This is a genomic window from Microbacterium arabinogalactanolyticum (assembly GCF_030268005.1).
GTDB classification, from domain to species: domain Bacteria; phylum Actinomycetota; class Actinomycetes; order Actinomycetales; family Microbacteriaceae; genus Microbacterium; species Microbacterium arabinogalactanolyticum.
Genome location: NZ_BRZC01000004.1, coordinates 325,429 through 350,368, shown reverse-complemented (window position 1 = coordinate 350,368; position 24,940 = coordinate 325,429). Strand labels below are relative to the sequence as shown.

The following is a 24,940-nucleotide window of genomic DNA, read 5'->3' as shown; positions in this document are numbered from 1 at the left end:
CGCATCGACTGCCCCTCCACCGTGTGCTGCCCCGAAGGATACCTGTGTCGAACCAGTCCGCATCCAAGCCCGTCGTTCTCATCGCCGAAGTCCTCTCGCCCGCCACGATCGAGGCGCTCGGGCCGGACTTCGAGGTGCGCAACGTCGACGGCACCGACCGCGAGGCGCTGTTCGCCGCCCTCGCCGACGCGGATGCCGTGCTGGTCCGCTCTGCGACGAAGGTCGACGCCGAGGCGCTCTCGCACGCGCCCAAGCTGAAGGTCATCGCACGCGCGGGCGTCGGCCTCGACAACGTCGACATCAAGGCGGCCACGACCGCCGGCGTCATGGTGGTGAACGCACCTACCTCGAACATCGTCTCGGCCGCAGAGCTGACGATCGGCCACATCCTGAGCCTCGCGCGCCGCATCCCGGCCGCGCACGCCTCGCTCTCCGGCGGTGCATGGAAGCGCAGCTCGTTCACGGGTGCGGAGCTCTTCGAGAAGACCGTCGGAATCGTGGGGCTCGGCCGCATCGGCGCTCTCGTCGCCGCCCGCCTGAACGCCTTCGACATGCGCGTGATCGCGTACGACCCCTACGTCACGAGCGCGCGTGCGCAGCAGCTGGGCGTGCAGCTGGTGTCGCTCGACGAGCTGGTCGCCGAGGCCGACTTCCTCACCATCCACATGCCGAAGACCCCCGAGACCACGGGCATGATCGCCGCGGAGCAGTTCGCCGCCATGAAGCCGACGGCGTTCGTCGTCAACGTCGCCCGCGGTGGCCTGATCGACGAGGCCGATCTGCACGAGGCCCTCGTCTCCGGTGAGATCGCCGGCGCCGGCCTCGACGTCTTCACCTCCGAGCCGCCGGTCGAGGGCAGCACCGCGCAGGCTCTGCTGAGCCTGCCGAACGTGGTCGTCACCCCGCACCTGGGTGCGAGCACCGAGGAGGCTCAGGAGAAGGCCGGCGTGTCCGTCGCCCGCTCCGTGCGTCTCGCGCTCGGCGGCGACCTGGTGCCGGATGCCGTGAACGTCGCCGGTGGCGTGATCGACCCGTACGTGCGCCCCGGCATCGCTCTGGTCGAGAAGCTCGGTCAGATCTTCTCCGCCCTGTCGCAGTCGCCGCTGACCAGCCTCGACGTCGAGGTGCACGGTGAGCTGAACGACTACGACGTGAGCGTGCTCAAGCTCGCCGCGCTCAAGGGCGTGTTCACCAACATCGTCAGCGACAACGTCTCGTACGTGAACGCACCGCTGCTGGCCGAGCAGCGCGGCGTGGCCGTGCGCCTGCTGCAGGACGACATCAGCGAGGAGTACCGCAACGTCATCACGCTCCGCGGTGCCCTCTCCGACGGCAGCCAGCTCGCCGTGTCGGGCACGCTGACCGGCCCGAAGCAGATCGAGAAGCTGGTGTCCATCAACGGGCACGCGATCGAGCTCCCCATCGAGAAGCACCACGTCGTGATGACCTACACCGACCGCCCGGGCATCGTGGCCGTCTACGGCCAGAAGTTCGGCGAGGCGGGCATCAACATCGCAGGCATGCAGATCGCCCGGGAGGCGGCAGGCGCCCAGGCGCTCAGCGTCCTGACGCTCGACTCGCCGGTCACCGACGAGCTGCTCGCCGACGTGAGCGCCGCGATCGACGCCGATCTGTTCCGTCAGATCGAGATCACCGAGGTCTGATCCGCGCCGTATGAGGTCCCGAACGACCCGTCCTCTTGCGAGGGCGGGTCGTTCGCCGTTCCGCCCGGGAAGAAGTTCTGAAAGAATCCAGCCGGGCTGTCGATTCCCCGGGCGCCCGCACGTCATATCGGTGTTCGACACCTCAGCGGGTCACGCGCCCGCACGACGAAGGAGACACGATGTCCGACGAGTACATGATCATCATCCACGAGCCCGAATGGGACTACTCCACGCGCACTCCGGCGCAGCTGGACGCCGACCTCGAGGGGCACAAGGCGTTCCAGGCGGCGGTCGCCGCGGCGGGGCAGCGCCTCACCGCCGGAGTGCCCCTGCGTGCGCAGTCCGAGGCGTTCCGCATCCGGCCCTCCGCCGAAGGGCCCGTCTACACCGACGGCCCGTTCGGTGAGACGCGCGAGGTCGTCACCGGGTTCTACACCTTCACCGCCGACTCGGTCGAGCAGGCGAAGGAGCTCGCCGCTCTCGTCCCCACCGGAGGCTGGCTCGACGTGCATCCGGTGCTCGACGTGACGGCGATGCGGGGCTGACCGAGGCGTGACGATGACGAGCCGCATCGAGGATGCGTTCCGCGCAGATGCGGGACGCATCCTCGGGGCGGTCACCGCGTACACCGGCGACCTGCAGCTGGCCGAGGACGCCGTGCAGGACGCCTTCCTCCGGGCCATCGCGCAGGAGAGATCCGGTGTGGAGCTGCGCGCGCCGTCGGCCTGGATCACCACCGCGGCGCGCCGCATCGCCGTCGATGCGATCCGGCGGGAGCGCACCGCCGCCCGCGCCCTGCCCACCCTGGCGGCGGATGCCCGGATCGTCGATGACGCCGATCTGGACGCGTTCTCCTTCACCGGGGACGAGAGGCTGGAGCTCATCCTCACGGTCTGCCATCCCGATCTGCCCGAGGAGACCAGGCTCGCACTCGCACTGCGTTTCGCGTGCGGTGTTCCGACCCGGGACGTCGCGGCCATGCTGCTGGTGTCGGAGACGACCATGGCAGCGCGGCTGACCCGCGCCAAGAAGCGCCTGCACGACTCCGAGATCCGATTCGCGGTCCGGGATGACGATCAGGTGCGCACGCGCATGCCCGACGCCCTGTCGGTGATCGCCCTGCTCTACACGACGGGCTATGCGGCGCCGACGAGCGATGAGGGGCGCGTGCTCTGCCGTGACGCCGTCGACCTCGCCAGGGACGCGCTGCGCATCGCGGGCGACGACGCCGAGGCGCAGGGACTGCTCGCCCTCGTGCTGCTCACCGAGGCGCGGCGACCGTCTCGGGTGGATCCCTCGGGTGAGCTCGTGGCCCTCGCCGAGGCGGACCGGGCGCTGTGGGATCGCCGGCTGATCGCGGAGGGGGAGCGGCTGGCCACGGACGCACTCCAGCACGGGACGGGTCGCTTCGCGCTGCAGGCGGGCATCGCCGGGCTGCACGCGATCGCGCCGACGTGGGAGGCGACGGACTGGCCGTCGATCGCACGGTTCTACGACGGGCTGGTCGAGCAGTGGCCGTCTCCGTCGGCCCGGCTGGCGCGGATCGTCGCCCGCGGTTACGCGGAGGGGATCGGAGCCGAGGGGGTCCGGCTGGAGCTGGACGCCGACGAGGTGCTGTTCCGGGGGCCGCTGGCAGCGCAGGCCTTCGCCGTGCGCGGCGAGCTCGGCATCCGCTGCGGTGACATGGCGGGAGCGCGACGCGATCTGCGCGAGGCGATCGGCCTCACCGAGGACTCGGCGGTGCGCCGCCATCTGGGGCGCCGGCTGCTCGCCGCCGGCGAATAGGGAGCTCAGGCCGTCGAGCTGCGCACGAGCTCGATGAGCCGCGCCAGCGCTGCGCCGGTCGGCACGAACCCGTCGTCTGCCGAGACGCGTCCGTCCACGGGCTCGGAGAGCGAGTTGTTGAAGTACAGCCCATCGCTCAGCAGCATCACCAGGTCCAGGGCGGTCTCGTCGCGCACATGCGGCCGGATCGCATCCGCCCATCGGCGGCGCACCTCGCGCAGCGCGGCGGATGCGGCGGAGGAGCCGCCCTGAGCCAGCCGCGTGGTCGCGATGAGCGCCCGATCCAGGGCGTCGTCCTCCATCACCGAGGTGCGGATGTAGTAGGCGACGGGCCCGTCCGGTGCTTCCCGCATGCGCTCCAGGTCCTGATCCGTGAGCACGGCGAGGCGTTCGGCGAGTCCTGCGGCCAGATCGTCCTTCGAGGCGAAGTGATAGAGCAGACCGCCCTTGGAGACGCCCGCGGCCTGAGCTGTGGCGTCGAGCGTCGCGGCCCGCTCGCCGTCCGCGATCAGGATCGACTCGTAGGCGTCGAGCACGCGTTCGCGCGCCAGGGGAGGGCGGGACATCGGGGACTCCTTGCTCGTCGCGGGCGCCGGCTGCACAGCATCCGATCAGGCCGACATCTGTTACTGTACCAGCTGGACGGTTAAGTTATCGGAGGACATCATGCCCGCCACTGCACCCATCGACCTCACCGGAGTCGACGGACCCCGCGTCGGTCTGCGCGGCTGGGCCGCGCTCGCGGTGCTCATGCTCCCGGTGCTGCTGGTGTCGGTCGACAACACGGTGCTCGCGTTCGCGCTGCCCGAGATCTCGGTGTCTCTGCAGCCCAGCGGCGCCGAGCAGCTCTGGATCATCGACGTCTACTCGCTCGTGCTCGCGGGCCTGCTCGTCACGATGGGCGTGCTCGGCGACCGGTTCGGACGCCGGCGGATGCTGCTGATCGGCGCCACCGGCTTCGCTGCCGTCTCCGCTCTCGCGGCCTTCGCCCCCTCGGCCGGGCTGCTCATCGCCGCGCGGGCCGCGCTCGGCGTGTTCGGCGCGATGCTCATGCCCTCGACCCTGTCGCTGCTGCGCTCCATCTTCCGCAACCGCGATCAGCGGCGCCTCGCCATCGCGGTGTGGGCGTCGGCGTTCTCGGCGGGCTCCGCGCTCGGGCCGGTCGTCGGCGGCTTCCTGCTCGAGCACTTCGGCTGGAGCTCAGTGTTCCTCATCGCCGTGCCCGTGCTCATCCCGCTGCTGATCGGCGGCCTGTGGCTGCTGCCCGAGAGCAGCGACCCGAACCCGGGACGGATCGACCCGATCGGCATCGTGCTGTCGATGGCGGCGATGATCCCGGTGGTCTTCGCGATCAAGTCCTTCGCCGTGGACGGCCCCAACCTCGCCGCCGCGATCTTCCTGCTCGTCGGCGTGTTCGCCGGATTCCTCTTCGTCCGCCGGATGCGTCGCGCGGAGAACCCGATGCTCGACATGACGCTGTTCCGTCGGGGCGGCTTCAGCGGTGCGATCCTCGTGAACCTGCTGAGCGTGATCGCGCTGGTCGGATTCCTCTACTTCGTCTCGCAGCAGCTGCAGCTGGTGATCGGGCTCTCGCCCATGGTCGCGGGCCTGGCTCTCGTGCCCGGGATGGTGGCGATGATCATCGCGGGTCTGGGTGTCGTGCCCATCTCGCGGCGGGTCGCGCCGCACATCGTGGTACCCGTCGGCCTGTCGCTGTCGGCGCTCGGCTACGTGATCGTCGCCGCCACCGCGGGCCTGAACAGCGTCGGCTGGCTGCTGGTCGCCTTCATGGTGCTCGGCATCGGCATCGGCGCGGCCGAGACCATCTCGAACGAGCTGATCCTCGCTCATGCACCGGCTGAGAAGGCCGGGGCTGCGAGTGCCGTCTCCGAGACGGCGTACGAGCTCGGCGCGGTGCTCGGCACGGCTGTGCTCGGGGGCATCATCACCGCGTTCTACCGCGGTGCGCTCGTGATCCCGGACGGAGTGCCCTCGGAGCTGGCCGCGCATGCCCGGGAGACCCTCGCCGGCGCCTACACCGCCGCTCAGGAGCTGCCCGGCCGGCTCGGTACGGCGCTGTGGGACGCCGCGACGGCTGCCTTCGGCTCGGGCGTCGTCACGACCTCCATCATCGGAGCGCTCCTGGTGATCGGGGCGATCATCGTCGCGCTCACCACGCTGAAGCCGTCCCGGAACGGCTCGGCCGGCTGACCGGCATCCGCCCGCTCCCGACGGTGACTCACAGTCGGGAGCGGTGCGCGTGCGCCGCTACGCTGGGAGGCAGTGTCCGCGGCGACCAGCGCGGCGGGCCGTGGTGCAGAGGAGTCCCATGTCGCGCGTCGTGAAGCTGGCCGTCATCCCCGGAGACGGGATCGGCCGTGAGGTCATCGCCCAGGCCGAGCGCGTGCTCGACGCCGTCACGGCGGGCAGCGACGTCACGTTCGAGAAGACGCCGTTCTCGCTCGGCGCCGACCGGTTCCTCGCGACCGGAGACACGCTGACGGATGCGGACCTCGACGCGATCCGCTCGCACGACGCCATCCTGCTGGGCGCCGTCGGCGGAGTTCCTGGTGACCCGCGACTGAAGGATGCCAACATCGAGCGCGGACTGCTGCTGAAGCTGCGCTTCGAGCTCGACCACTACGTGAACCTGCGCCCCTCGAAGCTGTTCGCCGGCGCACCCGGACCGCTCGCGGATCCCGGCGAGATCGACTTCGTGGTCGTCCGAGAGGGAACCGAGGGCCCGTACGTCGGCAACGGCGGCAGCATCCGCAAGGGAACACCGCACGAGGTGGCCAACGAGACCAGCGTGAACACCGCGTTCGGTGTGGAGCGCGTCGTCCGCTACGCCTTCGACCTCGCCGAGCGCCGCCGCAGGAAGCTCACGCTCGTGCACAAGACCAACGTGCTCGTGCACGCCGGGGCGATCTGGAAGCGGATCGTCGACCAGGTGGCATCCGAGCACCCCGACGTGACCGTCGACTACCTGCACGTCGACGCCGCCACGATCTTCCTGGTGACCGATCCCGCGCGCTTCGACGTGATCGTCACCGACAACCTCTTCGGCGACATCCTCACCGACCTCGCCGGCGCCGTCACAGGCGGCATCGGCCTGGCGGCCTCCGGGAACATCAACCCGGACGGCGCCTTCCCCTCGATGTTCGAGCCCGTGCACGGTTCGGCGCCCGACATCGCGGGACAGCAGAAGGCCGACCCCACGGCCGCCATCCTGTCCGTCGCCCTGCTGCTCGATCACCTCGGGCTGCGCGACGAGGCCGCGCGCGTGCAGCGCGCCGTCGAGCAGGACATCGCAGCCCGTTCGGGCAGCCGCAGCACCAGCGAGACCGGCGACGCCGTAATCGCCCTGCTGCAGGCGTAATCTGACAGTACGCAGCGCTCAGCCGTCGCATTCGATCGAGGACAGACATGACCGACACCACCACCGCACCTCTGACCTTCGCCGTCACGAAGAACCTCGCCGCCAAGAGCCCGGCTCAGCGCGAGGAGATCCTGCAGAACCCCGGATTCGGCCTGCACTTCACCGACCACATGGTCGACATCTGCTGGTCCGAGAACGGCGGCTGGCACCGTCCGCGCGTGCAGCCCTACGGTCCGATCTCTCTCGACCCGGCCGCCGCGGTGCTGCACTACGGCCAGGAGATCTTCGAGGGCATCAAGGCCTACCGCCACGCCGACGGTTCGGTGCACACCTTCCGGCCCGACCGCAACGCGGCCCGCCTGCAGCGCAGTGCCCGCCGACTGGCGCTGCCCGAGCTGCCCACCGAGCATTTCATCCAGTCGATCCGGGAGCTGGTCGCGGTCGACGGAGCCTGGGTGCCCTCCGGCGCCGACCAGAGCCTGTACCTGCGGCCGTTCATGTTCGCCAAGGAGGCGTTCCTCGGCGTGCGCCCGGCGAAGAAGGTGGCCTACTACCTGATCGCCTCGCCCGCCGGCGCCTACTTCTCCGGCGGCGTGAAGCCGGTGCGCATCTGGCTGAGCGAGAACTACGCCCGCGCGGGCAAGGGCGGCACGGGAGCTGCCAAGACCGGCGGCAACTACGCCTCCAGCCTGCTCCCGCAGGCCGAGGCGTACGAGAAGGGCTGCGACCAGGTCGTGTTCCTCGACCAGGACAACAACGTCGAGGAGCTCGGCGGCATGAACGTGGTCTTCGTGTACAAGGACGGCCGCATCGTCACCCCGGAATCCGACTCCATCCTCGAGGGCATCACGCGCGACTCGCTGCTGCAGCTCGCCGAGGACCGCGGTCTGACCGTCGAACGCCGGCCGGTCTCGCTGGACGAGTGGCGCCAGGGCGTGGCATCCGGCGACATCGTCGAGGTGTTCGCGTGCGGCACGGCCGCCGTGGTCACCCCGATCGGCGCGCTGGTCGCCGACGGCTTCGAGGACGCACAGCCTCTGGGCGACCTGGCACTGTCGCTGCGCGAGGAGCTCACCGACATCCAGTACGGGCGTCGCGAGGACAAGCACGGCTGGCTGCTCCGGCTCGACGCCTGAGGTCCTCCTACCTGCCTCTTTCGCCGACACCCCCACTTTCAGCCGAGACCCCTACCTGCAGTCGGCTGCAGGTAGGGGTCTCGACGCTTTCCAGGGGTGTCGGCGGAGGGGGACTCCTCCTGCACAGGCGGCGAGATTCGCATCGGGCTGTGGATGACGAGATTCCGCGCCGGGAGAGCAGCACGATGGGCTTGTGCGTCGCCGTATTGACATCTCTCAAGCGCGAGAGCTGCTGCTGTCCAGGGAGCAGCTGCTGGCCTGCATGACAGAGCGCCGACTGCGCGAGCAGGTCGCTGCGAAACGCCTGCTTCGACTGCATCGCGGATCGTATGTGCGAGCGTCGGACTGGTCTGAGCTCTGGTGGGAAGGGCAGCATCTGCTGACGGTGCTGGCCGTGCGGGCGGCGAGTCAGGGGAGCGGACCGATCTTCAGCCATACCTCGGCGGCCGTCATCTGGGGGCTTCCCCTGTATCGCATGGGAATCCGTCCCGTGCAGCTCGTCGTCGACGGAGAGCGGCACAGCCGAGTGATCGCCGGTGTGGTGCGCCGTGACATGCAGCTGGCTGACGCGGACATCGTCGAGGTCGACGGGTTGCGTGCGACGTCGCTCATACGAACCGTGTTCGATGTCGCTCGCATGTCGCCGTTCGAGATGGCTGTGGGATGCGCTGACGCGGCGCTGCGCCGCGCGTCTGTCATCGGCCATGAAGTTGATGCTGATGCGGAACGCGCGTGGCGGTCGGATGCCAACCGGCTGGCGCTCCCCGGACGGCGCGGAGTACGGCGAGCACGGAGCGTGTTCGAGTTCGCCGATGGCCGGGCGCAGCTGCCGGGGGAGAGCGTCAGCCGTGTGCGTCTGCGGCAGCTCGGCTTCTCGAGGTATGACCTGCAAGTGCCCGTCACCGGAGCCGCGGGGAACCAGTACTGGCTGGATTTCGCGTTCCTCGGTGCGAAGACCTTCGGAGAGTTCGACGGCGAAGGCAAGTACACCGACCCGATGCTGCGTTCCGCGGAATCGGCGCAGGCGGCGGTGCTGGCCGAGAAGCATCGGGAGGACGACGTCCGGGGCGTGACGGGCTGGGGATTCGCCCGGTGGGGCGATGAGCACATCAGGACCTCCGCTGCGCTCGGTTCGCGATTGGCGGCCTTCGGCGTCCGCCCTCCCGGATGAATCGCGGGCGCCGTCGTCGACACCCCTGGTTGTCGCCGACACCCCCACGTACGGACGGCTGTAACTAGGGGTCTGGGCGGAAGGTGGGGGTCTCGGTGCGGGAGAGAGGGTGAGGGGGAGAGGGAGGACGGGGGCGAGGTGACTGAGGTCCGGTGGCGGCTAGGCTGGCCGGGTGAAGATCGCACGTTTCAGCCACAGTGACGGCATCCGGTTCGGCATCGTCGACGAGGGCGACCTGGTCGTTCTCGCGGGCGACCCCATGTTCGCCGGATTCGACACGACGGGGGAGCGCGTGCCCCTCGCGGATGCCGCACTGCTGGCGCCCGTGATCCCGCGCTCCAAGGTCGTGTGCGTGGGACGCAATTACCACGAGCACGCCGCCGAGTTCGGCAACGTCGCACCCGAGGAGCCGCTGCTGTTCCTGAAGCCGAACACATCGGTGATCGGGCCGGGCGACGCCATCCTGCGCCCGGCGATCTCGGAGCGCACGGAGTTCGAGGGCGAGCTGGTCGTGGTGATCGGGCGCATCGCCAAGAACGTCAAGGCCGAGGACGCGCTCGATTACGTGTTCGGGTACACCGTGGGCAACGACTTCACCGCGCGCGACATCCAGCGCAAGGACGGGCAGTGGACACGGGGCAAGGGCTTCGACACGTTCTGCCCGCTGGGCCCGGTGATCGAGACCGAGTTCGACGCGGCATCCGCGCGCATCGAGACGCGCGTCAACGGCGAAGTGCGCCAGCAGGCGCCGCTGACCGACATGATCCACTCCGTGGCCGACATCATCGCCTATGCCTCGGCGGCGTTCACGCTGCTGCCGGGTGACGTGATCATGACGGGCACCCCCGCGGGCGTCGGACCGGTCGTCGCGGGCGACACGATCGAGGTCGAGGTATCCGGCATCGGCACCCTGCGCAACCCGGTGCGCGACGCGGTCCCCGTCTCGTGAGCGCCGCGCTCACCCTCGACGAACTCGCGGCGATCCAGCGCCGCACCGTCCGCATCCTCTCTCTCGGCCAGGTGCTCGGGGGCATCGCCTTCGGGGCCACCGTGTCCCTCGGCGCCCTGCTGGCCGCGGATCTCTCCGGCAGCGACGCGCTGTCGGGACTGGCGACGGCATCCGTCACCCTCGGGGCCGCGGCCTTCGCGATCCCGCTGGCCCGGTTCGCGGCCCGCCGTGGACGCCGGCTCTCGCTGACCGCGGGCAACCTGCTGGCCCTGATCGGGGTGGCCACGGTGATCACCGCGGCCGCGACCCGGCTGTTCCCGCTGCTGCTGATCGGCATCATCATGATCGGCATGGGCAACGCGGGCAACCTGCAGTCGCGGTTCGCCGCGACCGACCTGGCTGCGCCCGCCCACCGCGCGCGGGACCTCTCCGTCGTGGTGTGGTCGACGACCGTCGGCGGGGTCACCGGTCCGTTGCTGCTCACGCCGGGCGAGGCTCTCGGCCATGCGATCGGGATGCCGCCGCTGACGGGCTCGTACCTGTTCTCGCTGGTCGCGCAGATCGCCGCCCTGATCCTGTACCTGGTCGCCCTGCGACCGGACCCGCTGCTGACCGCGCTGCACCTGGCGAGGACGACCACGACCGCCTCGCCGCTCGGAACCGGCGTCGACCGTCCGGTCGTCGCCCGGTACGCGATCTTCGCCGTGGCCGGTTCGCACGCCGTGATGGCCTCCGTGATGGCGATGACGCCCATCCACCTGTCGCACATGGCGCACGGGGCGTACGGCAGCATGCCGTCGAGCACGGATGTCACGCTGCTGGTGGGCATCACGATCGCGCTGCACGTGGCAGGCATGTACGGGCTCTCGCCTCTGTTCGGCATCCTCTCGGACCGCTGGGGCCGCGTGCGCGTGGTCCTGCTCGGGCAGGCCGTCCTGGCCGCATCGCTGCTGACAGCGATCTTCGCCGGCCGCACGCCCGCCGGGGTCATGATCGCCCTGATCCTGCTCGGACTCGGCTGGAGCGCCGCGACCGTCGCCGGGGCCGCACTGCTCACGGAGTCGTCGACCGTCACGATGAGGCCCCGCCGCCAGGGCATCAGCGATTCGCTGATGAGCCTCACGGCGGCTGCGAGCGCAGCTGCTGCAGGCTGGGTCCTCACGACCTTCGACTACGCCGGGCTCGGGATCGTGGCGCTGGTGTTCGTGATCGCGATCACGGCGCTCGCGCCGCTGGGACGGATCCGCGAGACGGCGGTCGAGACCGACCCGGCCGCGACCGCCTGAACCGTCTCGGCGGCCGCATCCGCCCCCGATAGAATCGAGGGGATATGGCTACTGTGCACCCCCTCACCACCACCGCCACCGGATCCGACATCCGCGTGCGCTTCTGCCCGTCGCCCACCGGCCTGCCGCACGTCGGCATGGTGCGCACGGCCCTGTTCAACTGGGCGTACGCGCGGCACAACGGCGGCAAGCTCATCTTCCGCATCGAGGACACCGACGCCGCCCGCGACAGCGAGGAGAGTTTCCGGCAGCTGGTCGACGCGCTCACCTGGATGAAGATCGACTGGGATGAGGGCGTCGAGGTGGGCGGCCCGCACGCGCCGTACCGGCAGTCGCAGCGTCACGACATCTACCGTGAGGTGATCGAGAAGCTGAAGGCGTCCGGCGCTGTGTACGAGAGCTTCTCCACCGCCGAGGAGATCGACGCGCGCAACGAGGCCAGCGGCCGGGCCAAGCAGCTCGGCTACGACAACTTCGACCGCGACCTCACCGAGGAGCAGAAGGCGGCCTTCCGTGCCGAGGGGCGCCAGCCCGCGCTGCGCCTGCGCGTCCCGGATGAGGACCTCACCTACGTCGACCTGATCCGCGGCGAGGTCACCTTCCCCGCTGGGTCGTTCCCGGACTACGTGATCGTGCGCCCGAACGGCGTGCCGCTGTACACGTTCGTGAACCCGGTGGACGACGCGCTGATGGGCATCACCCACGTGCTGCGCGGCGAGGACCTCATGCCCTCCACGGCCCGCCAGCTGGTGCTGTACGACGCGCTGACCAAGGCGGGCGTCACCGACTTCGTGCCGCGCTTCGCGCACATGCCGCTGGTGCTCGGCGAGACGGGCAACAAGAAGCTGTCCAAGCGCGACCCGCAGGCCGACCTGTTCCTGCACCGCGAGCGCGGCTTCATCCACGAGGGCCTGCTGAACTACCTGGCGCTGCTGGGCTGGTCGATCGGTCCCGACCGCGACGTGTTCTCGCTGGAGGAGTTCATCCAGGCGTTCGACATCGTCGACGTCAACCCGAACCCGGCTCGCTTCGACCAGAAGAAGGCCGAGTCGATCAACGGCGACCACATCCGTCAGCTCGACGGCAAGGACTTCGCCGAGCGGATGCTGCCCTACCTGGCGGATGCCGGCGTGTTCGGCGCGGCCGAGCCCACGCACGAGCAGATCGTGCTGGCCTTCCGCGCCGCCCCGCTCGTGCAGGAGCGCATGCAGCTGCTGGGCGAGGCGCCCGGCATGCTGGGCTTCCTGTTCACCGACGAGGTGACCTACGAGGCGGACGCCATGAAGGGCCTGCCCGCGAACGCCGCCGAGGTCCTCGCCGCGTGCGTCGCCGCGCTCGAGCCGGTGGAGGAGTTCACCCCGGATGCTGTGCAGACGGCGCTCTCGGCGAAGCTCGTCGACGAGCTCGGCCTGAAGCCTCGCGTCGCCTACGGCCCGCCGCGCGTCGCCCTGACCGGTCGTCGCGTGTCCCCGCCGCTGTTCGAGTCGATGGAGCTGCTCGGCAAGGACGAGACGCTGCGTCGCCTGCGGGCACTCGCCGACACCCTGGGCTGACTCCGGTGACGGACGCCGCGCCTCCGGCAGCCGAGACGGATGTCATCCTCGGCGACCTCGGCGTTTTGCTGCTGGAGTGCGGCGTCTCCGTGACGGATGTGCGCGGCTCGCTCGAGCAGGTCGGGCGGCGCGCGGCGTCGACTCCGCAGGCATCCCTCGAGTTCGCGATCCTGCCGGAGATGGTGATGGTGAGCCGTCCCGGCGCGTCATCGGCGACGACCACCGTCATCGGCAAGGGCGAGGCGCTGACGTTCCGTCAGTCGGCGAAGGCCAGCAGGCTGGTGCACGGGCTCGAGTCGGGTGCTGTGCCACTGGCCGAGGCCCCGGCCCGGATGGCCGCCATCCGGGCGACGCCGAGGCATCGTCCCGCGCTGCAGAGCGTGATCGGATGCGGGCTGCTGTCGCTGTCTCTGGCGTGGCTGTTCCGCTGCCCCTGGTGGGCGATCGTGCTGGCACTGCTCGTGGGGCTGCTGGTCGGCGGTCTCACGATGCTGATGATGCGTGTTCGGGCCGCGGCGGCCGTCGCCCCCTTCGTCTCGGCGTTCGTCTCGACGATCCTGGTGGGCACTGTCGCGGGCTGGCTGGATCTCGGGCCGGTGCCGCTGTTCGCGGTGTGCGCGCCGGTGGCGATCCTCGTACCCGGCGCACTGATCACGAACGCCCTGCTGGAGCTGACCTCCACCGACATAGTCACGGGTGCGTCCCGCCTGATGTACGGGCTGATCATGCTCGCGTTCATGGCTGCGGGGGTCTATTCGGGAGCGTTGCTCACCGGTCTGCGCGTTGACTCGGCATCTGCCGCTCTGGTGGGGGAGGCCGTGCAGCTGTCCACCGATCGCGGGGGGTGGGAGGCGCTGCCGCCGCTGTGGTCCGCGTGGCTGGCGGTGATCGTGCTGGCGATCGGCATCGGGCTCGCCTTCGGATCGGGATTCCGTCTCACCGTCGTGTGCGTGGTCGTGATGGCGGGGACCTATGCGGTGCTGGCACTGTTCAGTCCCGTGGTCGGCAGCGTCGTCGCGACCGGCATCGCGGCGGCGGTGCTGTTCGTGGCCGCGCGCGTGCTGGAGCGTCTGACGATCGCGATCCCGGCCACGGTGTCCTTCCAGCCGGCGTTCCTGCTGCTCGTCCCGGGCACCGTCGGCCTGGTCTCGCTGGCCAGCTTCGACGCACAGGCGCTCGTGTCGGCGCCGATGATGTTCCTGAGCCTGTGCATCGGCACCAAGGTCGGCGCCCTGCTCGCGGATCTCGCGCGGATCACGCGGTCCACGGTGTTCCTGCGCTGGGCGAAGCCCGCACGGATGGGCGAGCTTTGAGCGTCCTCTAGTCACCGGCAGCGAGGGGCGCAACCCCGTTCTGTCGCCGGCATCCGATCCGTAGTGTGACGGGGGAGCAGAGGAGGAGCATCATGACGGATGACGTGCGTTCCGTGCCCGCACTTGAGCTGCGGCGGTATCTGGGCCTGTGGTTCGAGGTCGGCCGGCTGCCGCTGCGCTTCGAGGACGACCGCGCCACCGATGTGACCGCGGAGTACACGATGGCCGAAGACGGGACGGTGACCGTGGACAACCGCTGCCGCGATGAGGACGGCAAGCCCACGCGGGCTCTGGGGCAGGCGGTGCCCGATGCTGAGCATCCGGGCCGCCTGCAGGTGACGTTCCTGCCCGAGGCGCTGCGATGGATCCCGTTCACCAAGGCGGACTACTGGGTGCTGCGGGTGGACGACGAGTACCGGCACGCGCTTGTCGGCACGCCTGACCGGAAGCATCTGTGGCTGCTCTCCCGCGAACCGCAGGTCGAGGATGCCGTGGAGCGGTCGTTTTTCGACACCGCGCGCGACCAGGGCTTCGATCTGGACCCGTGGATCCGGCCGGCGCAGTCCGGGCAGGTGGTCGCCGTCTGACGGCGGAGACTCGCCACGCCCGGGTGGATCGTGTCGATTCGCCATCTGCGAGCGCCTCAGGTAAGCTTGACTCTCGGTGCGAGGCTCCGGTTTCGCCCTTGGGGTATGGTGTAATTGGCAACACGGCTGATTCTGGTTCAGTTGTTCTTGGTTCGAGTCCAGGTACCCCAGCCATACAGTCAGGCTAATTCACGAGCATGTGCTCGAGCGTGCGTTGTCTCTGAAGCGCCGCTCTGCGAGTCACAGGGTCCAGTCCTTCGAGAGATCGACCGAGAATACAGCGCAGGAGCAGCCGACGGGCCTGGATTCCTCGATGACATGCATGAATTGCGCGAACCTGTGAGGCGTTCAGAATAGAAGCGTACGGTCGTGATATGGAAACGCAGACACGAACGAGCGACGCAGATGTCCCCACGCTGGGCCTGGGATCGGTGCTGGTGGGTTCGTTGCCTCCTGCGCTGATGACCGAAGCAGCCCCGGAGCGCTACACCGTAGAGGCAGTCTTCACCCGCCGACCCGAACGAGGCGAGATCACGGCGATTCTGGGGAGCGAGACGCGTGATCGCCTCGCGAAGGCGGGCTACCCGACAGTCGAAGTGACGATCTCGGATCGGCGGTTGGAGATAGCGAACACCAACCTCGAGGAGCTTCGCGACGGCCTCGCCGGTGTGCTCGCCGACCGGCTCGCGGAGATCAGCGCCGGGGTGAAGGCCAAGCAGGACGCAGCAGCAGTCCGCTTCCAGGAGGAGGCGGCTGGAGAGCACGTCAGGGCGGCCTCCGTAGCGCTGCTCGCGCGGTCCGTGATCTTCGCTACCTCTGTCGATCGGCGTCCGGAGCCGGGGGACTCGTCGGATCACGACTCTTCGACGACCGATGACCGCGCACGGATCGACGACTGGACTGCTGAGGGTGGTCACGGCCGCTGATCAGGTCCGCGGTCACGGGAGGGGGAGAACCCCATGGACGAGTTCCGCAAGACAACACCGCGTCCGCTCGACCGCGCTGGTGGTCGTAGCGGGAGTGATTTCACCGCCTTGGCGAAGATCATCCGGGAGAAGGGGCTGTTGCGACGCCGGTATGGGCACTACTGGTCGAAGCTGATCGGGCTGCCTCTGATGCTCCTGGGCTCCCTGGCGGTGTTCGTCGTGATCGGTGACACGTGGTGGCAGCTGTTCACTGCTGCGTTCCTGGCGGTCTTGTTCACGCAGATTGCCTTTCTCGGGCACGACTGTGCGCATCGACAGATCTTCGTTTCGGGCAAGTGGAACGACTGGGTGAGCCTCGTTCTCGGCGACCTTCTGGTGGGTATGAGCTACGGGTGGTGGCAGCACAAGCACACACGTCATCATGCGAATCCGAACAAGCTGGGCGCCGATCCGGACATCGAACTCCCGGTGATCGTCGTCGTGCCGGCTCATGCGGTGCCGAGGGGACGGGTGCTGTCGTGGGTCCGGTCCCACCAGGGTATTTTCTTCTTCCCGCTCCTGCTTCTGGAGGGCGTTTCACTGCATGCGTCGGGCGTTCGCCGGGCGGTGACGCGGGAACGGTTGGATCGGCGATGGTTCGAGATCGGCTTCCTCCTGGTGTGCCTCGTGGGGTTTCCGCTACTGGTCTTCCTCGTACTGTCGCCGGGAATCGCGTTCGTGTTCCTTGCGGTTCAACTCGGAATCTTCGGTTTCTACATGGGGGTCTCGTTCGCCCCGAACCACAAGGGGATGCCGATCGTGCCACAGGATGCGAACTTCGACTTTCTGCGCCGTCAAGTGATGATGAGTCGGAACATCCGCGGTGGACGTCTGCTTGACACGGTCATGGGTGGGCTGAACTATCAGATCGAACACCATCTGTTCCCCTCCATGCCGCGCCCTCATCTACGTGAAGCGGCGCCTATCGTCGCCGCGTACTGCCGGAGTCACGACGTTCCCTATACGCAGACCGGGCTGCTGGCCTCCTATGCGATCGTTGTGCGGTACATCAACCGAGTCGGGCTCGGGGAGCGCGATGTGTTCACCTGCCCTCTGGTTGAGCAGCGACGCTACGTCGGCACAGACCCGCGGTGAGCGCACTCGGTCTCTCGGCAGTCGTGCGGCCGCATGCGGCCGTCGTCTACCACCCTGTGAAGGCGCCGATCGAGAGACTTCGCCATCTGGTCGCCGAGGAAGAGGCCCGGCAGGGGTGGGCGCAGACGCGCTGGTACGAGACCAGCAGCGACGACTCGGGCCGGGCGGCCGCAGAAGACGCCCTCGCATCCCTGCCTGCTGTCGTGATGATCGCGGGCGGCGATGGGACGGTCCGAGTTGTCGTGGAGGTGATGCAAGGGAAGGACGTTCCCATCGCGTTGGTGCCAGCGGGTACCGGCAATCTCCTTGCCCGAGAGCTCGGCGTTCCGCTCAACGACATCGCAGCAGGCGTCTCGGCCGCGTTCTCAGGTGACGATCGAGCCATTGACATCGGTGCGGTTGACTTCGAGGACGAGAGCGGGGCCCGGAGGGCACACGCGTTCGCAGTCATGGCCGGCATCGGACTGGATGCGGAGATGGCTAAGAGCACGAGCGCGACGGCGAAGCGGCATCTGGGATGGTTCGCCTACGTCACGCCGATCGCCCGCTCGGTCATCGCGAACAAGCTCTTTCACCTCGACTATCGGATCGACGGCGGTCGAATGAGGTCGACGCGGGCGCACACGGTCATCGTGGGCAACTGCGGGACGTTGACGGGGAATATGCTCCTGATCCCGGCTGCGCTCATCGACGATGGGCTGCTGGATGTCGTGATGATGCGCCCAACAGGGCGGTTCACGTGGGCGCGGATCGGAACCCGTCTCACGCTGCAGGGCATCGCTCGTCGTTCCTGGGTCAGCCGTAGGCTTCTTCAACAGAGGCCGGATCTCCATTCGCTCGCCTACGTCCAAGGGCGCCGGTTCGAGGCCCGTTTCGACGCGCCGCATCTCATGGAACTCGACGGCGACAGCTTCGGCAGCATCACTCGAGTTCGCGTCCGCGTCCGCCCGGGGGCACTTCAGGTGAGGATTCCCACCCCGCCGAGGGCGACACAGGAGAACCCGGCAACACCGCGGCCGTCGTCAGCTGAATAGGGGCCCAGGGTCGTCATGCGAATGCACATGCGATCGACATGTCCCGGATCGATCTGGCTACATCCTCGGGTGTTCGGCCAGTTGCCGGCAGCGGCTCGCCTTCTGGCCAGGGGCTCCCGTGCATGGCACATTTTTCGCGGACTCGGAGACTTCCGGACGACGTCATTCAGTCGACCAGTGCTCCTGCCGAGAGGTTCGCGATCACGCCTGTCATCGAGGCTGCGCGATCGGAGGCGGCGAATGCGAGGTACTCGGCCACCTCGTCGAGCACGGGCAGGCGGCCGAGCGCCGTCGTGCCGGCGAGGCCATCGAGCCAGTCGTCCATCGGAAGGCCCGAGGCGGACGCGATGCGTCCGAACATCTCATGGGTGTACGACGTCGTGAGCGCGTCGGAGATGGCGTGCGGGCGCACGCAGACCACGCGCACGCCGTCGGGGCCGAGTTCGCCGGCGAGAGCGCGGGAGAAGCCCTCGAGTCCCGCCGACTGGGCGGCGTTGCCGATGAGCCCCCGGCCCGACAGGCGGGCGCCGGGCGTGGAGACGGTCAGGAGCACTCCGCTGCGCTGGGCGACCATGTGCCGCGCCGCGGCCTTGGCTGTCACGAAGTTCGTCTGCAGGTACCCCATGATCGGATACAGGTAGTCCTCCAGCGAGGTCTCGGCGATCGCCAGCCCTTGTGCATGGTCGAAGCCGACCGCGTTCAGCGCGATGTCGATGCGTCCTGCCTTCTCCGCCACCTCGTCCGCGTGGTGGTCGACCGCCGCCTGATCAGACGCGTCGACGACGGCGACCTCGACCTCTGCGCCCGCGGCTCTGGCTTCTTCGGCCGCCGCCTCCAGGCGTGGCAGCGATCTGCCCGCAAGAAACAGCCGCGCGCCCTCGCGTGCGAAGGCGCGCGCCGTCGCAGCTCCGATCGAACCGCCCCCACCGTGGATCACGGCCACCTTGTCCTCAAGCAGCATGTGCCGCTCCTCTCCATATTGTGCAACTAAAGGATTGCACTATGGAGGAACTTCTGCAATAGCAGGGTTGCAGATCAATCGGCCACGGCCTAGTGGTCTTCGGCGATCTCCTTGATGGCGGCCAGGCGCTGCTCCCACTCGCGTCCGATCGCGTCAAGTCGGTTCGCCGTGGCACTGAGCGTCGCGCCGACGACGCGGTACCGGACTTCGCGGCCGACGCGCACGGGTTCGACGACGCCGACGTCGCTGAGGACGGCCAGGTGCTTTGCGATGGCCTGTCGGGTCACCGGGAGTCGCTGCGCGAGTGCCGACGCAGAGGCGTTGCCTTCGCCGAGCGCGGCGAGGATGCTCCACCGGGTGTCATCGCCCAGAGCGGCGAGCACGGGAACCAGCGTGCGAGTCATGCCTGGACCTCGAACAGAGCGATGAGCTTGTCGAGTTCCTCGTCCCAGCCGACGCGATGCCTCTGGAGGTTCAGCAGCGGGGCGGAGGTGCTCTCGAAGCCCGCTTCGACGACCGTCAACCGCGTTCCCGCCCCTTCCACCTCGAGGGTGAAGGTGAACACCGTCGAATGCGCCTCATCGAGAGTGCTCGGAGGCGAGTCGAGGGCGTTGTCGTTGCACCAGCGGTAGGTCACGGCGCGCGGTGCGTCGATCTGCTCTATGCGGATCGGCACGGCGTCGTGGCCTTCGAACGTCATCGTGCCCTGTGCACCGCGCCCGGCGCCGTCGAAGAGGGTCTGCCCGAACCAGCGGGAGATGTGCTCGGGCTCGGTGATCGCGCGCCAGACCTTCTCGATCGGTGCGGCTATGGAGATGCTCCGGGTGACGGTGAAGGTCTGCTCGTCGATGGTGGACGCCTCGTTGCCGGTCACGCTCTCCATGCCATCTCTCCTTCTGCGCACAAGCGCTCGCCCCGACTCTAGTGCAACTTCCGGGCTGCAGCGGTGCGAAGAGAGGCGCCTACCGCCTTGTCGGGGGCGTGCTGCTCGATGACCGCGAGAGCCTCCTCCGGCTGATCCACGAAGGTGCACAGCTGAGCGAGCGGGACGGGGAGGAAGCCTTCCGCGTCCATGCGGGCGAATTGCTGCTGCAGGCCGTCGTAGAAGCCGTCCGTGTTCAGCACGACGACCGGGCCGTCGTAGATGCCGTGCTTGCGCAGCTCGAGCACATCGGTCGCCTCGTCGAGCGTGCCGCTGCCGCCGACCATGATCACCACGGCATCGCTGCGCGTCAGCAGCGTCGCCTTGCGTTCGGCGAGGTCGGCGCCGACGATCAGCTCGTTCGGTGACTGCAGCTGCCGTGCCTTCGCCGCGAGGAACCCGACCGAGATGCCCACGAGCCGGCCACCCGCGGAGTCGACCGCATCGGCGAGGACCTTCATCAGACCCACATCGCTCGCGCCCCAGACCAGCGTGTGACCCTGCTCGCCGATCAGCCGTCCGAGCTGCTGAGCGGCACGGGTATAGCGCTCGTCGAGATCGGATGCGGAGAGGAAGACGCAGATGTTCACCCTCCCAGCTTAGGAAGCGGGAACGGCGGGCCACGCTCACCGGCGGACACGCCGTTCTCCCATAGTCTCTGTGCATGCGCCTTCGACGTTGGGTACTGCCCGTGGTGATTCTGCTGTCGACCGCGTCCCTCGCGGCGTGCTCGTCATCGGAACCCGCGTCCTCCGAAGCGCAGGTGGCGCCGCCGGGAGACGACTGGGTCGTGGTGGTCTTCGACGACACCGACCTCGAGTTCGACCTGGGGATCATGGATGCGCTGCTGGAGACCGAGCTCGCCGCGGACGAGGCACTCACTGAGGCCGGCTTGGGGATGATCGACGGCAACGAGATCGGAGACCACAGTTACGAGCTCTACTTCGTGGGAGGCGACGGCGAAGCGATGTGGCGGGTTCTGGAGCCCGTGTTCGAGGATGCGCCCGTCCCCTGGACGAGAGTGGCGATCCGCAGCGGATTCGAGGACGAGGCGCCGCGCGTGATCACTCGCTGACAAGTGCGGGAGCGGCGCCCTCTCACTTCGCGAGCGCCGCCAGCTCCTCGCGGGTGCCGTGGAAGACGTTCATGTCGATGTACTGCTCGACGCCGGCGTAGCCCCGGAGGCGGTCGTGATCGGAGTACTGCCAGATCGTCCAGTCGCGTCCGTCGTCGAGCGTCGGAGGCAGGACGATCGATCGGATCCAGATCGGAGTGTCCGCGTAGCCGCCGGACAGATAGCGGTCGTAGGCCGAGGACGTGGCGTAGATGACGGGCGGCGAACCGTAGTGCTCTTCGAGCAGCCGCAGCAGCGGCTCCAGGATCGCTTCGACCTGCGTGCGCGTCGGCGGGTGGGCGAAGAAGTCTCCGTAGTACTCGAGATCCAGCGCGATCGGGAGGGTGGCTCCCTTCGGGACCGTCTCGATGATGTGCGCGGCCTGCGCTTCGCCGGTGCTCTCGAAACTCACGAAGTGGTACGCGCCGATCAGCAGGTCGGTGCGAGAGGCGCCCGCCCAGTTCGCGGAGAAACGCGAGTCGGTCGACTTCGAGCCCTCCGTCGCCTTGATGTACGCGAAGTCGATGTCCTGCGACGCGAGTTCGTCCCAGTCGACGTCGCCCTGATAGCTCGAGATGTCGACCCCGCGCACGGGATACGACGCGGCGAACAGGCGAGCCGGCCAGAGCACTCCGTTGAAGACCAGGACAGCGAGGATGCCGAGCGCCGCGACGATGCTCGCGGCGATCACGATCAGGCGCTTTCCCACTCGGCGGCTCGGGGACATGCGCACAGTCTGGCACCCGCGGTTGCGCGAGACTGGACGCATCATGAACGCGCCCCTCATCGTCGAGTACTCCGCCATCCCGCCGACGCCGTGGAAGAACGGGCGCGGCGTCACGCGGAACCTGTTCGATGACGCGACGGATGCCGGTGTGTGGACCTGGCGCGTCAGCATCGCGGAGATCACGGGCACGCAGCCGTACAGCCCGTACCCCGGCGTGCGTCGAGGTCAGGTCGCACTCGGCCCCGGCGCGGTGGAGCTGCGCATCGACGGGCGCGACCTGGTCCTCGCCCCTGAGGGGATCGTCGTCTTCGACGGCGAGGCCGAGGTGACCGCCAGCCCGCGCGAGGCGGGTTTCCTCGACCTCAACGTGATGGCCCGTCGTGACACCTGGGAGAGCGACGTGCGGTGCGTCGACGATCCGGGCGTCACAGAAGCGGGCGATGGAATCGTCATCCTCGTGGCTCTCGGCGACACCGCGCTGGTCGACGGAAGGTCGCTGGCTCGACTCGACTCCGTGATGCTCGGGGCATCCGCATCCGCATCCGCATCCGCATCCGCATCCGCATCCGCCGACGTGCGTGGCAGGTTCGCCGTCGCCCGGATCGCGGCCCGACGGCATCCGCTCGGCTGACCCCGCCGACGCGGTCAGTGCAGCGCCGAAGACCAGACGATCGAGACGCAGACCATCATCGCGATCAGCGCCACGACGGCCATGGACAGCATGCAGGCGGCGAGCCAGCGCAGCCGCTGAAGCGGCGCGGAGATCAGCACGCGCATGACGAACTCCGCGGCGAGAAGCCCCACGAGCAGCACGATCGCGACGATCGCGACGGGAGCCGCCGCGCTGCGCACGGCGACGATGCCGATCAGCGGCACCAGGCAGACCGCCACGAACACGCCGGAGGAGATCAGCCACACCGCTCCCGACGAACTCCGCAGCGCCGGCTGGTCGGTCACCGAGGTCGGATCGGACGGCGAACCGGGCACACGCGTTCGCCGTCTGCGCCGTCCGGAGCTCTGCTGGGTCATGCGCCTCAGCATCCGCCACCGGACGGATGCCGTCGACGGGCTGGACGCGGGGCTGGATTCGCGCTATGCCGCTAGCACTCCCGAGCGACGCGTGCCACCCCCTTCGAGGCGACCGCAGCCCGAGGCATCGTCGGAGGCGGCGGCGTCCCGACGGGGACGCGCGCGGAGAGGAGTGGAAACATGACCGTCCGATTGAATGAGGACGCGCTCTCGCACGCCCGCGGTCTGCTGCGCTCGGGAGATGTCGTCCACGACGAGCGCGATGACTGGAGCGAGCACGCGCCGAGCACGGACGACGAGAACGACTTCATCGACAAGCACGGCATGAGGGAGTTCGCGCGATGGCACCTCGGTGAGGACACCGATGCCACCAAGGGGACGAAGGGGCGCTACAGCTTCCCGTTCGGCGACTTCCGGAAGCTGCATCGCTGCGCCGTGATCTCGGCGGAGAGCCGCGCCGGGCAGTACGACCACGCATCGATCGAGAAGGCCTTCAAGGACCTGCTCGAGAAGATCGACGAGAAGTCCGAGTAGGCGCCGCGCAGGCGCCGGGGGCGCCGGATGCCCGGCATCCGACGCCCCGAGTCCGGTCGCGCTTCGCTCAGACCACCATCTCGCCGTCCCGGGCGACGACCACGCCGCTGCGCAGGACGTAGTCGCGCCGAGGCTGATCGATCACGACCTGCGGTATGTTCTCGCCGTCGATGACCATCAGGTCCGCCGGGGCACCCACCTTCAGCGTGGACTCCGGGAGCTCCATCACCTCTGCGCCTCCGGCGCTGGCCAGGTCGAAGCCGCTCTCCAGCTCGTCGTCCAGGCGAGCGCCGGTCGACCAGCCGAGGATCCACGTCCGGTGCAGCATGTCGGCGTTGCCGAACGGGCTCCAGTTGTCGCGGACTCCGTCGGACCCGAGCCCGACGTGCACGCCGTGCTCGCGGAGCCGGCGATGCGGGAGCACGCTGCTGGGGCTGGGGGAGACCGTGGTGAGCTTGACCCCGACCGCAGCGATCTCGTCGGCGATCCGCTCCTGCTCGGAGACCGGCAGCGATGCGATCGCGTAGGCGTGGCTGATGGTCACCTCGCCGCCGGTGAGGCCTGCGGCGCGTGCGCGCGCGAGGATGTCGCGGATGGTCGCGATACCGAGCTCGCCCGACTCGTGGATGTGCATGTCGAGGCCGACACCGTGTGAGGTCGCGATGCGGAACAGCACATCCAGCTGCTCGGATGCGCGGTCGGCGCCCTCGAACGCCGTCGGATCGATGCCGCCGACGTAGTCGAGCAGTCCCTCGGCGGCCGCGCGCTCGAGCAGCTCTGCGGTTCCGGGGGCGCGCAGCACGCCGTGCTGCGGGAAACCGACGACCTGCATGTCGAGGATCCCCTTCAGCTTCAGCTTCTGCTGTGCGGCGCGAAGGCCTTCCAGGCCGCTCAGGCCGTAGGCCGGGGCGACGTCGGCGTGCGCGCGCACGCCGCGCGTGCCCATCGCCACCGCGTGCTGCAGCAGCCCCAGTGCGCGCTCGGCCGTGGGTCGTGACAGGGCCTTGGCGAACTCGACGTCCTGCGCCGCCTTCACCATGCGGTCCGCGGCGGGCTGGCGGCTCTGCCACTTCTCGCCCCAGCCGGTCTTGTCCGGGTGGATGTGGGCGTCCACGAGCGTCGGGAGGGCGAGCCGGCCGCGGCCGTTGATCTCGAACACGCGCTTGCCCTGCGGGATCCTGTCGACGAGGACGCCGCCGTGACAGATCAGATCGCGCGCGCTCTCGCCGAACGGGCGCACGTTGCGCAGCACCACGACCTCTGCGTCGCCGGGGCCGCGGGTGTCCGGGCCCGTGCCGTTCGCAGCGGCTGCGGGTGCCGCGGCTGCGGCGCTCAGGAGCCCGGAGCCTGCCGTCGCGACGGCGAGGGCGGCTCCGCCGCGGAGCAGCTGTCTGCGGGACGCCTTCAGTTCGGGCTTGGGGTCGGTGTCTTCCATTGTGTTCTCCTCGTGCGTCGTTGCAGGTCCGGAATGTCGGCTACCCATTTGGTATACCAGACTGTCGGGGCAGCGATAGCGGGGATTACTGCTGTCGGAAAGCTCGGCGCGCAGATGGCGGAGGTTCGGGCAATGGGACTTCGACGTTTGGTATGCCAATTTTCCTCCTTCTTCCGACGTTCGACGGGGACGTGATGCCGGCCATCGGCGTCCTGGTCGGCGTGCTGCTCTCCCGCGATCAGCAGCGACTGAGGCCCCGCGACCCGACCGCCCGCGGGACTGGCTACGCTGGCAGGAGTCG

26 protein-coding genes and 1 tRNA gene are annotated in these 24,940 nt (G+C 68.9%); 19 read left to right on the top strand and 8 right to left on the bottom strand.

Annotated features, from left to right (window positions below; all coding sequences use genetic code 11):
• Positions 1-44 precede the first annotated feature (44 nt).
• The 3 genes from serA (at position 45) to MIAR_RS06135 (ending at position 3,449) form a co-directional block, all read left to right on the top strand.
• The gene (gene serA, locus MIAR_RS06145; RefSeq protein WP_285632867.1) at positions 45-1,664 is read left to right on the top strand and encodes a phosphoglycerate dehydrogenase; all 1,620 of its coding nucleotides are present in this window, start codon (positions 45-47) and stop codon (positions 1,662-1,664) included.
• Between the two features lie 179 nt (positions 1,665-1,843).
• Positions 1,844-2,209: a YciI family protein gene (locus MIAR_RS06140; RefSeq protein ID WP_285632864.1), complete on the top strand. Its 366-nt coding sequence runs from the start codon at positions 1,844-1,846 to the stop codon at positions 2,207-2,209.
• Positions 2,210-2,222: 13 nt separating this feature from the next.
• Positions 2,223-3,449: an RNA polymerase sigma factor gene (locus MIAR_RS06135; RefSeq protein WP_285632861.1), complete on the top strand. Its 1,227-nt coding sequence runs from the start codon at positions 2,223-2,225 to the stop codon at positions 3,447-3,449.
• A 5-nt stretch (positions 3,450-3,454) separates the two neighbouring features.
• Here the strand turns inward: MIAR_RS06135 and MIAR_RS06130 are convergent, their stop codons facing one another.
• Complete coding sequence (locus tag MIAR_RS06130) at positions 3,455-4,015, bottom strand: TetR/AcrR family transcriptional regulator (RefSeq protein WP_285632858.1); 561 nt, start codon at positions 4,013-4,015, stop codon at positions 3,455-3,457.
• Between the two features lie 100 nt (positions 4,016-4,115).
• Between MIAR_RS06130 and MIAR_RS06125 the strand changes: the two genes are divergently transcribed.
• The 13 genes from MIAR_RS06125 (at position 4,116) to MIAR_RS06065 (ending at position 17,917) form a co-directional block, all read left to right on the top strand.
• Positions 4,116-5,660 carry an MFS transporter gene (locus MIAR_RS06125; RefSeq protein ID WP_285632855.1) on the top strand — a complete coding sequence of 515 codons (1,545 nt, stop codon included), beginning with the start codon at positions 4,116-4,118 and terminating at the stop codon, positions 5,658-5,660.
• 118 nt (positions 5,661-5,778) lie between these two features.
• Positions 5,779-6,828: a 3-isopropylmalate dehydrogenase gene (locus MIAR_RS06120; protein WP_285632852.1), complete on the top strand. Its 1,050-nt coding sequence runs from the start codon at positions 5,779-5,781 to the stop codon at positions 6,826-6,828.
• Between the two features lie 47 nt (positions 6,829-6,875).
• Positions 6,876-7,964, top strand: a complete 1,089-nt coding sequence (locus tag MIAR_RS06115; protein ID WP_285632849.1) for a branched-chain amino acid aminotransferase — start codon at positions 6,876-6,878, stop codon at positions 7,962-7,964.
• A 475-nt stretch (positions 7,965-8,439) separates the two neighbouring features.
• Entirely contained in the window at positions 8,440-9,135 is a 696-nt protein-coding gene (locus tag MIAR_RS06110) for a hypothetical protein (RefSeq protein ID WP_285632847.1), read from the top strand.
• Between the two features lie 172 nt (positions 9,136-9,307).
• Complete coding sequence (locus MIAR_RS06105; protein ID WP_285632845.1) at positions 9,308-10,084, top strand: fumarylacetoacetate hydrolase family protein; 777 nt, start codon at positions 9,308-9,310, stop codon at positions 10,082-10,084.
• Positions 10,081-11,370 (top strand): MFS transporter, encoded by a 1,290-nt coding sequence (locus MIAR_RS06100; RefSeq protein ID WP_285632843.1) that lies wholly within the window; start codon positions 10,081-10,083, stop codon positions 11,368-11,370. Before MIAR_RS06105 ends, MIAR_RS06100 begins: the two co-directional genes overlap by 4 nt.
• Before the next feature lie 44 nt (positions 11,371-11,414).
• Positions 11,415-12,923, top strand: coding sequence for a glutamate--tRNA ligase (gltX, locus tag MIAR_RS06095; protein ID WP_285632840.1), 1,509 nt, complete (start codon positions 11,415-11,417; stop codon positions 12,921-12,923).
• 5 nt (positions 12,924-12,928) lie between these two features.
• A complete protein-coding gene (locus MIAR_RS06090; RefSeq protein WP_285632837.1) occupies positions 12,929-14,236 on the top strand; it encodes a threonine/serine exporter family protein in 1,308 nt (435 codons plus the stop codon).
• Between the two features lie 92 nt (positions 14,237-14,328).
• Positions 14,329-14,823, top strand: coding sequence for a lipocalin family protein (locus tag MIAR_RS06085; protein ID WP_285632834.1), 495 nt, complete (start codon positions 14,329-14,331; stop codon positions 14,821-14,823).
• Positions 14,824-14,922: 99 nt separating this feature from the next.
• Positions 14,923-14,997, top strand: a tRNA-Gln gene (locus MIAR_RS06080).
• A gap of 200 nt (positions 14,998-15,197) precedes the next feature.
• Complete coding sequence (locus tag MIAR_RS06075; protein WP_285632831.1) at positions 15,198-15,749, top strand: hypothetical protein; 552 nt, start codon at positions 15,198-15,200, stop codon at positions 15,747-15,749.
• 33 nt (positions 15,750-15,782) lie between these two features.
• Positions 15,783-16,883: a fatty acid desaturase family protein gene (locus MIAR_RS06070; RefSeq protein ID WP_285632828.1), complete on the top strand. Its 1,101-nt coding sequence runs from the start codon at positions 15,783-15,785 to the stop codon at positions 16,881-16,883.
• Positions 16,880-17,917 carry a diacylglycerol/lipid kinase family protein gene (locus MIAR_RS06065; RefSeq protein ID WP_285632825.1) on the top strand — a complete coding sequence of 346 codons (1,038 nt, stop codon included), beginning with the start codon at positions 16,880-16,882 and terminating at the stop codon, positions 17,915-17,917. The genes MIAR_RS06070 and MIAR_RS06065 overlap by 4 nt, the downstream gene beginning before the upstream one ends.
• A gap of 166 nt (positions 17,918-18,083) precedes the next feature.
• Here MIAR_RS06065 and MIAR_RS06060 read toward each other — a convergent pair whose 3' ends face one another.
• From MIAR_RS06060 to MIAR_RS06045, 4 genes are all read right to left on the bottom strand, one after another.
• Positions 18,084-18,878: an SDR family NAD(P)-dependent oxidoreductase gene (locus tag MIAR_RS06060; protein ID WP_285632822.1), complete on the bottom strand. Its 795-nt coding sequence runs from the start codon at positions 18,876-18,878 to the stop codon at positions 18,084-18,086.
• Positions 18,879-18,967: 89 nt separating this feature from the next.
• On the bottom strand, positions 18,968-19,282 hold the full coding sequence (locus tag MIAR_RS06055; RefSeq protein ID WP_285632819.1) for an ArsR/SmtB family transcription factor: 315 nt from the start codon (positions 19,280-19,282) through the stop codon (positions 18,968-18,970).
• A complete protein-coding gene (locus MIAR_RS06050) occupies positions 19,279-19,761 on the bottom strand; it encodes an SRPBCC domain-containing protein (RefSeq protein ID WP_285632816.1) in 483 nt (160 codons plus the stop codon). The genes MIAR_RS06055 and MIAR_RS06050 overlap by 4 nt, the downstream gene beginning before the upstream one ends.
• Positions 19,762-19,799: 38 nt before the next feature.
• Positions 19,800-20,390 carry an LOG family protein gene (locus tag MIAR_RS06045; RefSeq protein WP_285632813.1) on the bottom strand — a complete coding sequence of 197 codons (591 nt, stop codon included), beginning with the start codon at positions 20,388-20,390 and terminating at the stop codon, positions 19,800-19,802.
• A 74-nt stretch (positions 20,391-20,464) separates the two neighbouring features.
• Here MIAR_RS06045 and MIAR_RS06040 point away from each other — a divergent pair, with 74 nt between their 5' ends.
• Positions 20,465-20,875 (top strand): hypothetical protein, encoded by a 411-nt coding sequence (locus MIAR_RS06040; protein WP_285632810.1) that lies wholly within the window; start codon positions 20,465-20,467, stop codon positions 20,873-20,875.
• Positions 20,876-20,897: 22 nt separating this feature from the next.
• Here the strand turns inward: MIAR_RS06040 and MIAR_RS06035 are convergent, their stop codons facing one another.
• Positions 20,898-21,641, bottom strand: coding sequence for a GH25 family lysozyme (locus tag MIAR_RS06035; protein ID WP_285632807.1), 744 nt, complete (start codon positions 21,639-21,641; stop codon positions 20,898-20,900).
• 43 nt (positions 21,642-21,684) lie between these two features.
• Between MIAR_RS06035 and MIAR_RS06030 the strand changes: the two genes are divergently transcribed.
• Positions 21,685-22,272, top strand: coding sequence for a HutD/Ves family protein (locus tag MIAR_RS06030; protein WP_285632804.1), 588 nt, complete (start codon positions 21,685-21,687; stop codon positions 22,270-22,272).
• A 14-nt stretch (positions 22,273-22,286) separates the two neighbouring features.
• Here the strand turns inward: MIAR_RS06030 and MIAR_RS06025 are convergent, their stop codons facing one another.
• Complete coding sequence (locus MIAR_RS06025; RefSeq protein ID WP_285632801.1) at positions 22,287-22,670, bottom strand: hypothetical protein; 384 nt, start codon at positions 22,668-22,670, stop codon at positions 22,287-22,289.
• 180 nt (positions 22,671-22,850) lie between these two features.
• Here MIAR_RS06025 and MIAR_RS06020 point away from each other — a divergent pair, with 180 nt between their 5' ends.
• The gene (locus tag MIAR_RS06020; RefSeq protein ID WP_285632798.1) at positions 22,851-23,204 is read left to right on the top strand and encodes a hypothetical protein; all 354 of its coding nucleotides are present in this window, start codon (positions 22,851-22,853) and stop codon (positions 23,202-23,204) included.
• A gap of 67 nt (positions 23,205-23,271) precedes the next feature.
• Here MIAR_RS06020 and MIAR_RS06015 read toward each other — a convergent pair whose 3' ends face one another.
• The gene (locus tag MIAR_RS06015) at positions 23,272-24,639 is read right to left on the bottom strand and encodes an amidohydrolase (protein WP_285632795.1); all 1,368 of its coding nucleotides are present in this window, start codon (positions 24,637-24,639) and stop codon (positions 23,272-23,274) included.
• Positions 24,640-24,940: the final 301 nt, after the last annotated feature.

Bases quoted from the DNA above. Each gene is read 5' to 3' on its own strand.
- MIAR_RS06140 (WP_285632864.1), top strand. From the start codon at position 1,844: ATGTCCGACGAGTACATGATCATCATCCACGAGCCCGAATGGGACTAC.
- MIAR_RS06135 (WP_285632861.1), top strand. From the start codon at position 2,223: ATGACGAGCCGCATCGAGGATGCGTTCCGCGCAGATGCGGGACGCATC.
- MIAR_RS06130 (WP_285632858.1), bottom strand. From the start codon at position 4,015: ATGTCCCGCCCTCCCCTGGCGCGCGAACGCGTGCTCGACGCCTACGAG.
- MIAR_RS06125 (WP_285632855.1), top strand. From the start codon at position 4,116: ATGCCCGCCACTGCACCCATCGACCTCACCGGAGTCGACGGACCCCGC.
- MIAR_RS06120 (WP_285632852.1), top strand. From the start codon at position 5,779: ATGTCGCGCGTCGTGAAGCTGGCCGTCATCCCCGGAGACGGGATCGGC.
- MIAR_RS06115 (WP_285632849.1), top strand. From the start codon at position 6,876: ATGACCGACACCACCACCGCACCTCTGACCTTCGCCGTCACGAAGAAC.
- MIAR_RS06110 (WP_285632847.1), top strand. From the start codon at position 8,440: ATGGGAATCCGTCCCGTGCAGCTCGTCGTCGACGGAGAGCGGCACAGC.
- gltX (WP_285632840.1), top strand. From the start codon at position 11,415: ATGGCTACTGTGCACCCCCTCACCACCACCGCCACCGGATCCGACATC.
- MIAR_RS06085 (WP_285632834.1), top strand. From the start codon at position 14,329: ATGACGGATGACGTGCGTTCCGTGCCCGCACTTGAGCTGCGGCGGTAT.
- MIAR_RS06075 (WP_285632831.1), top strand. From the start codon at position 15,198: ATGGAAACGCAGACACGAACGAGCGACGCAGATGTCCCCACGCTGGGC.
- MIAR_RS06070 (WP_285632828.1), top strand. From the start codon at position 15,783: ATGGACGAGTTCCGCAAGACAACACCGCGTCCGCTCGACCGCGCTGGT.
- MIAR_RS06060 (WP_285632822.1), bottom strand. From the start codon at position 18,878: ATGCTGCTTGAGGACAAGGTGGCCGTGATCCACGGTGGGGGCGGTTCG.
- MIAR_RS06055 (WP_285632819.1), bottom strand. From the start codon at position 19,282: ATGACTCGCACGCTGGTTCCCGTGCTCGCCGCTCTGGGCGATGACACC.
- MIAR_RS06050 (WP_285632816.1), bottom strand. From the start codon at position 19,761: ATGGAGAGCGTGACCGGCAACGAGGCGTCCACCATCGACGAGCAGACC.
- MIAR_RS06040 (WP_285632810.1), top strand. From the start codon at position 20,465: ATGCGCCTTCGACGTTGGGTACTGCCCGTGGTGATTCTGCTGTCGACC.
- MIAR_RS06035 (WP_285632807.1), bottom strand. From the start codon at position 21,641: ATGTCCCCGAGCCGCCGAGTGGGAAAGCGCCTGATCGTGATCGCCGCG.
- MIAR_RS06030 (WP_285632804.1), top strand. From the start codon at position 21,685: ATGAACGCGCCCCTCATCGTCGAGTACTCCGCCATCCCGCCGACGCCG.
- MIAR_RS06025 (WP_285632801.1), bottom strand. From the start codon at position 22,670: ATGACCCAGCAGAGCTCCGGACGGCGCAGACGGCGAACGCGTGTGCCC.
- MIAR_RS06020 (WP_285632798.1), top strand. From the start codon at position 22,851: ATGACCGTCCGATTGAATGAGGACGCGCTCTCGCACGCCCGCGGTCTG.
- MIAR_RS06015 (WP_285632795.1), bottom strand. From the start codon at position 24,639: ATGGAAGACACCGACCCCAAGCCCGAACTGAAGGCGTCCCGCAGACAG.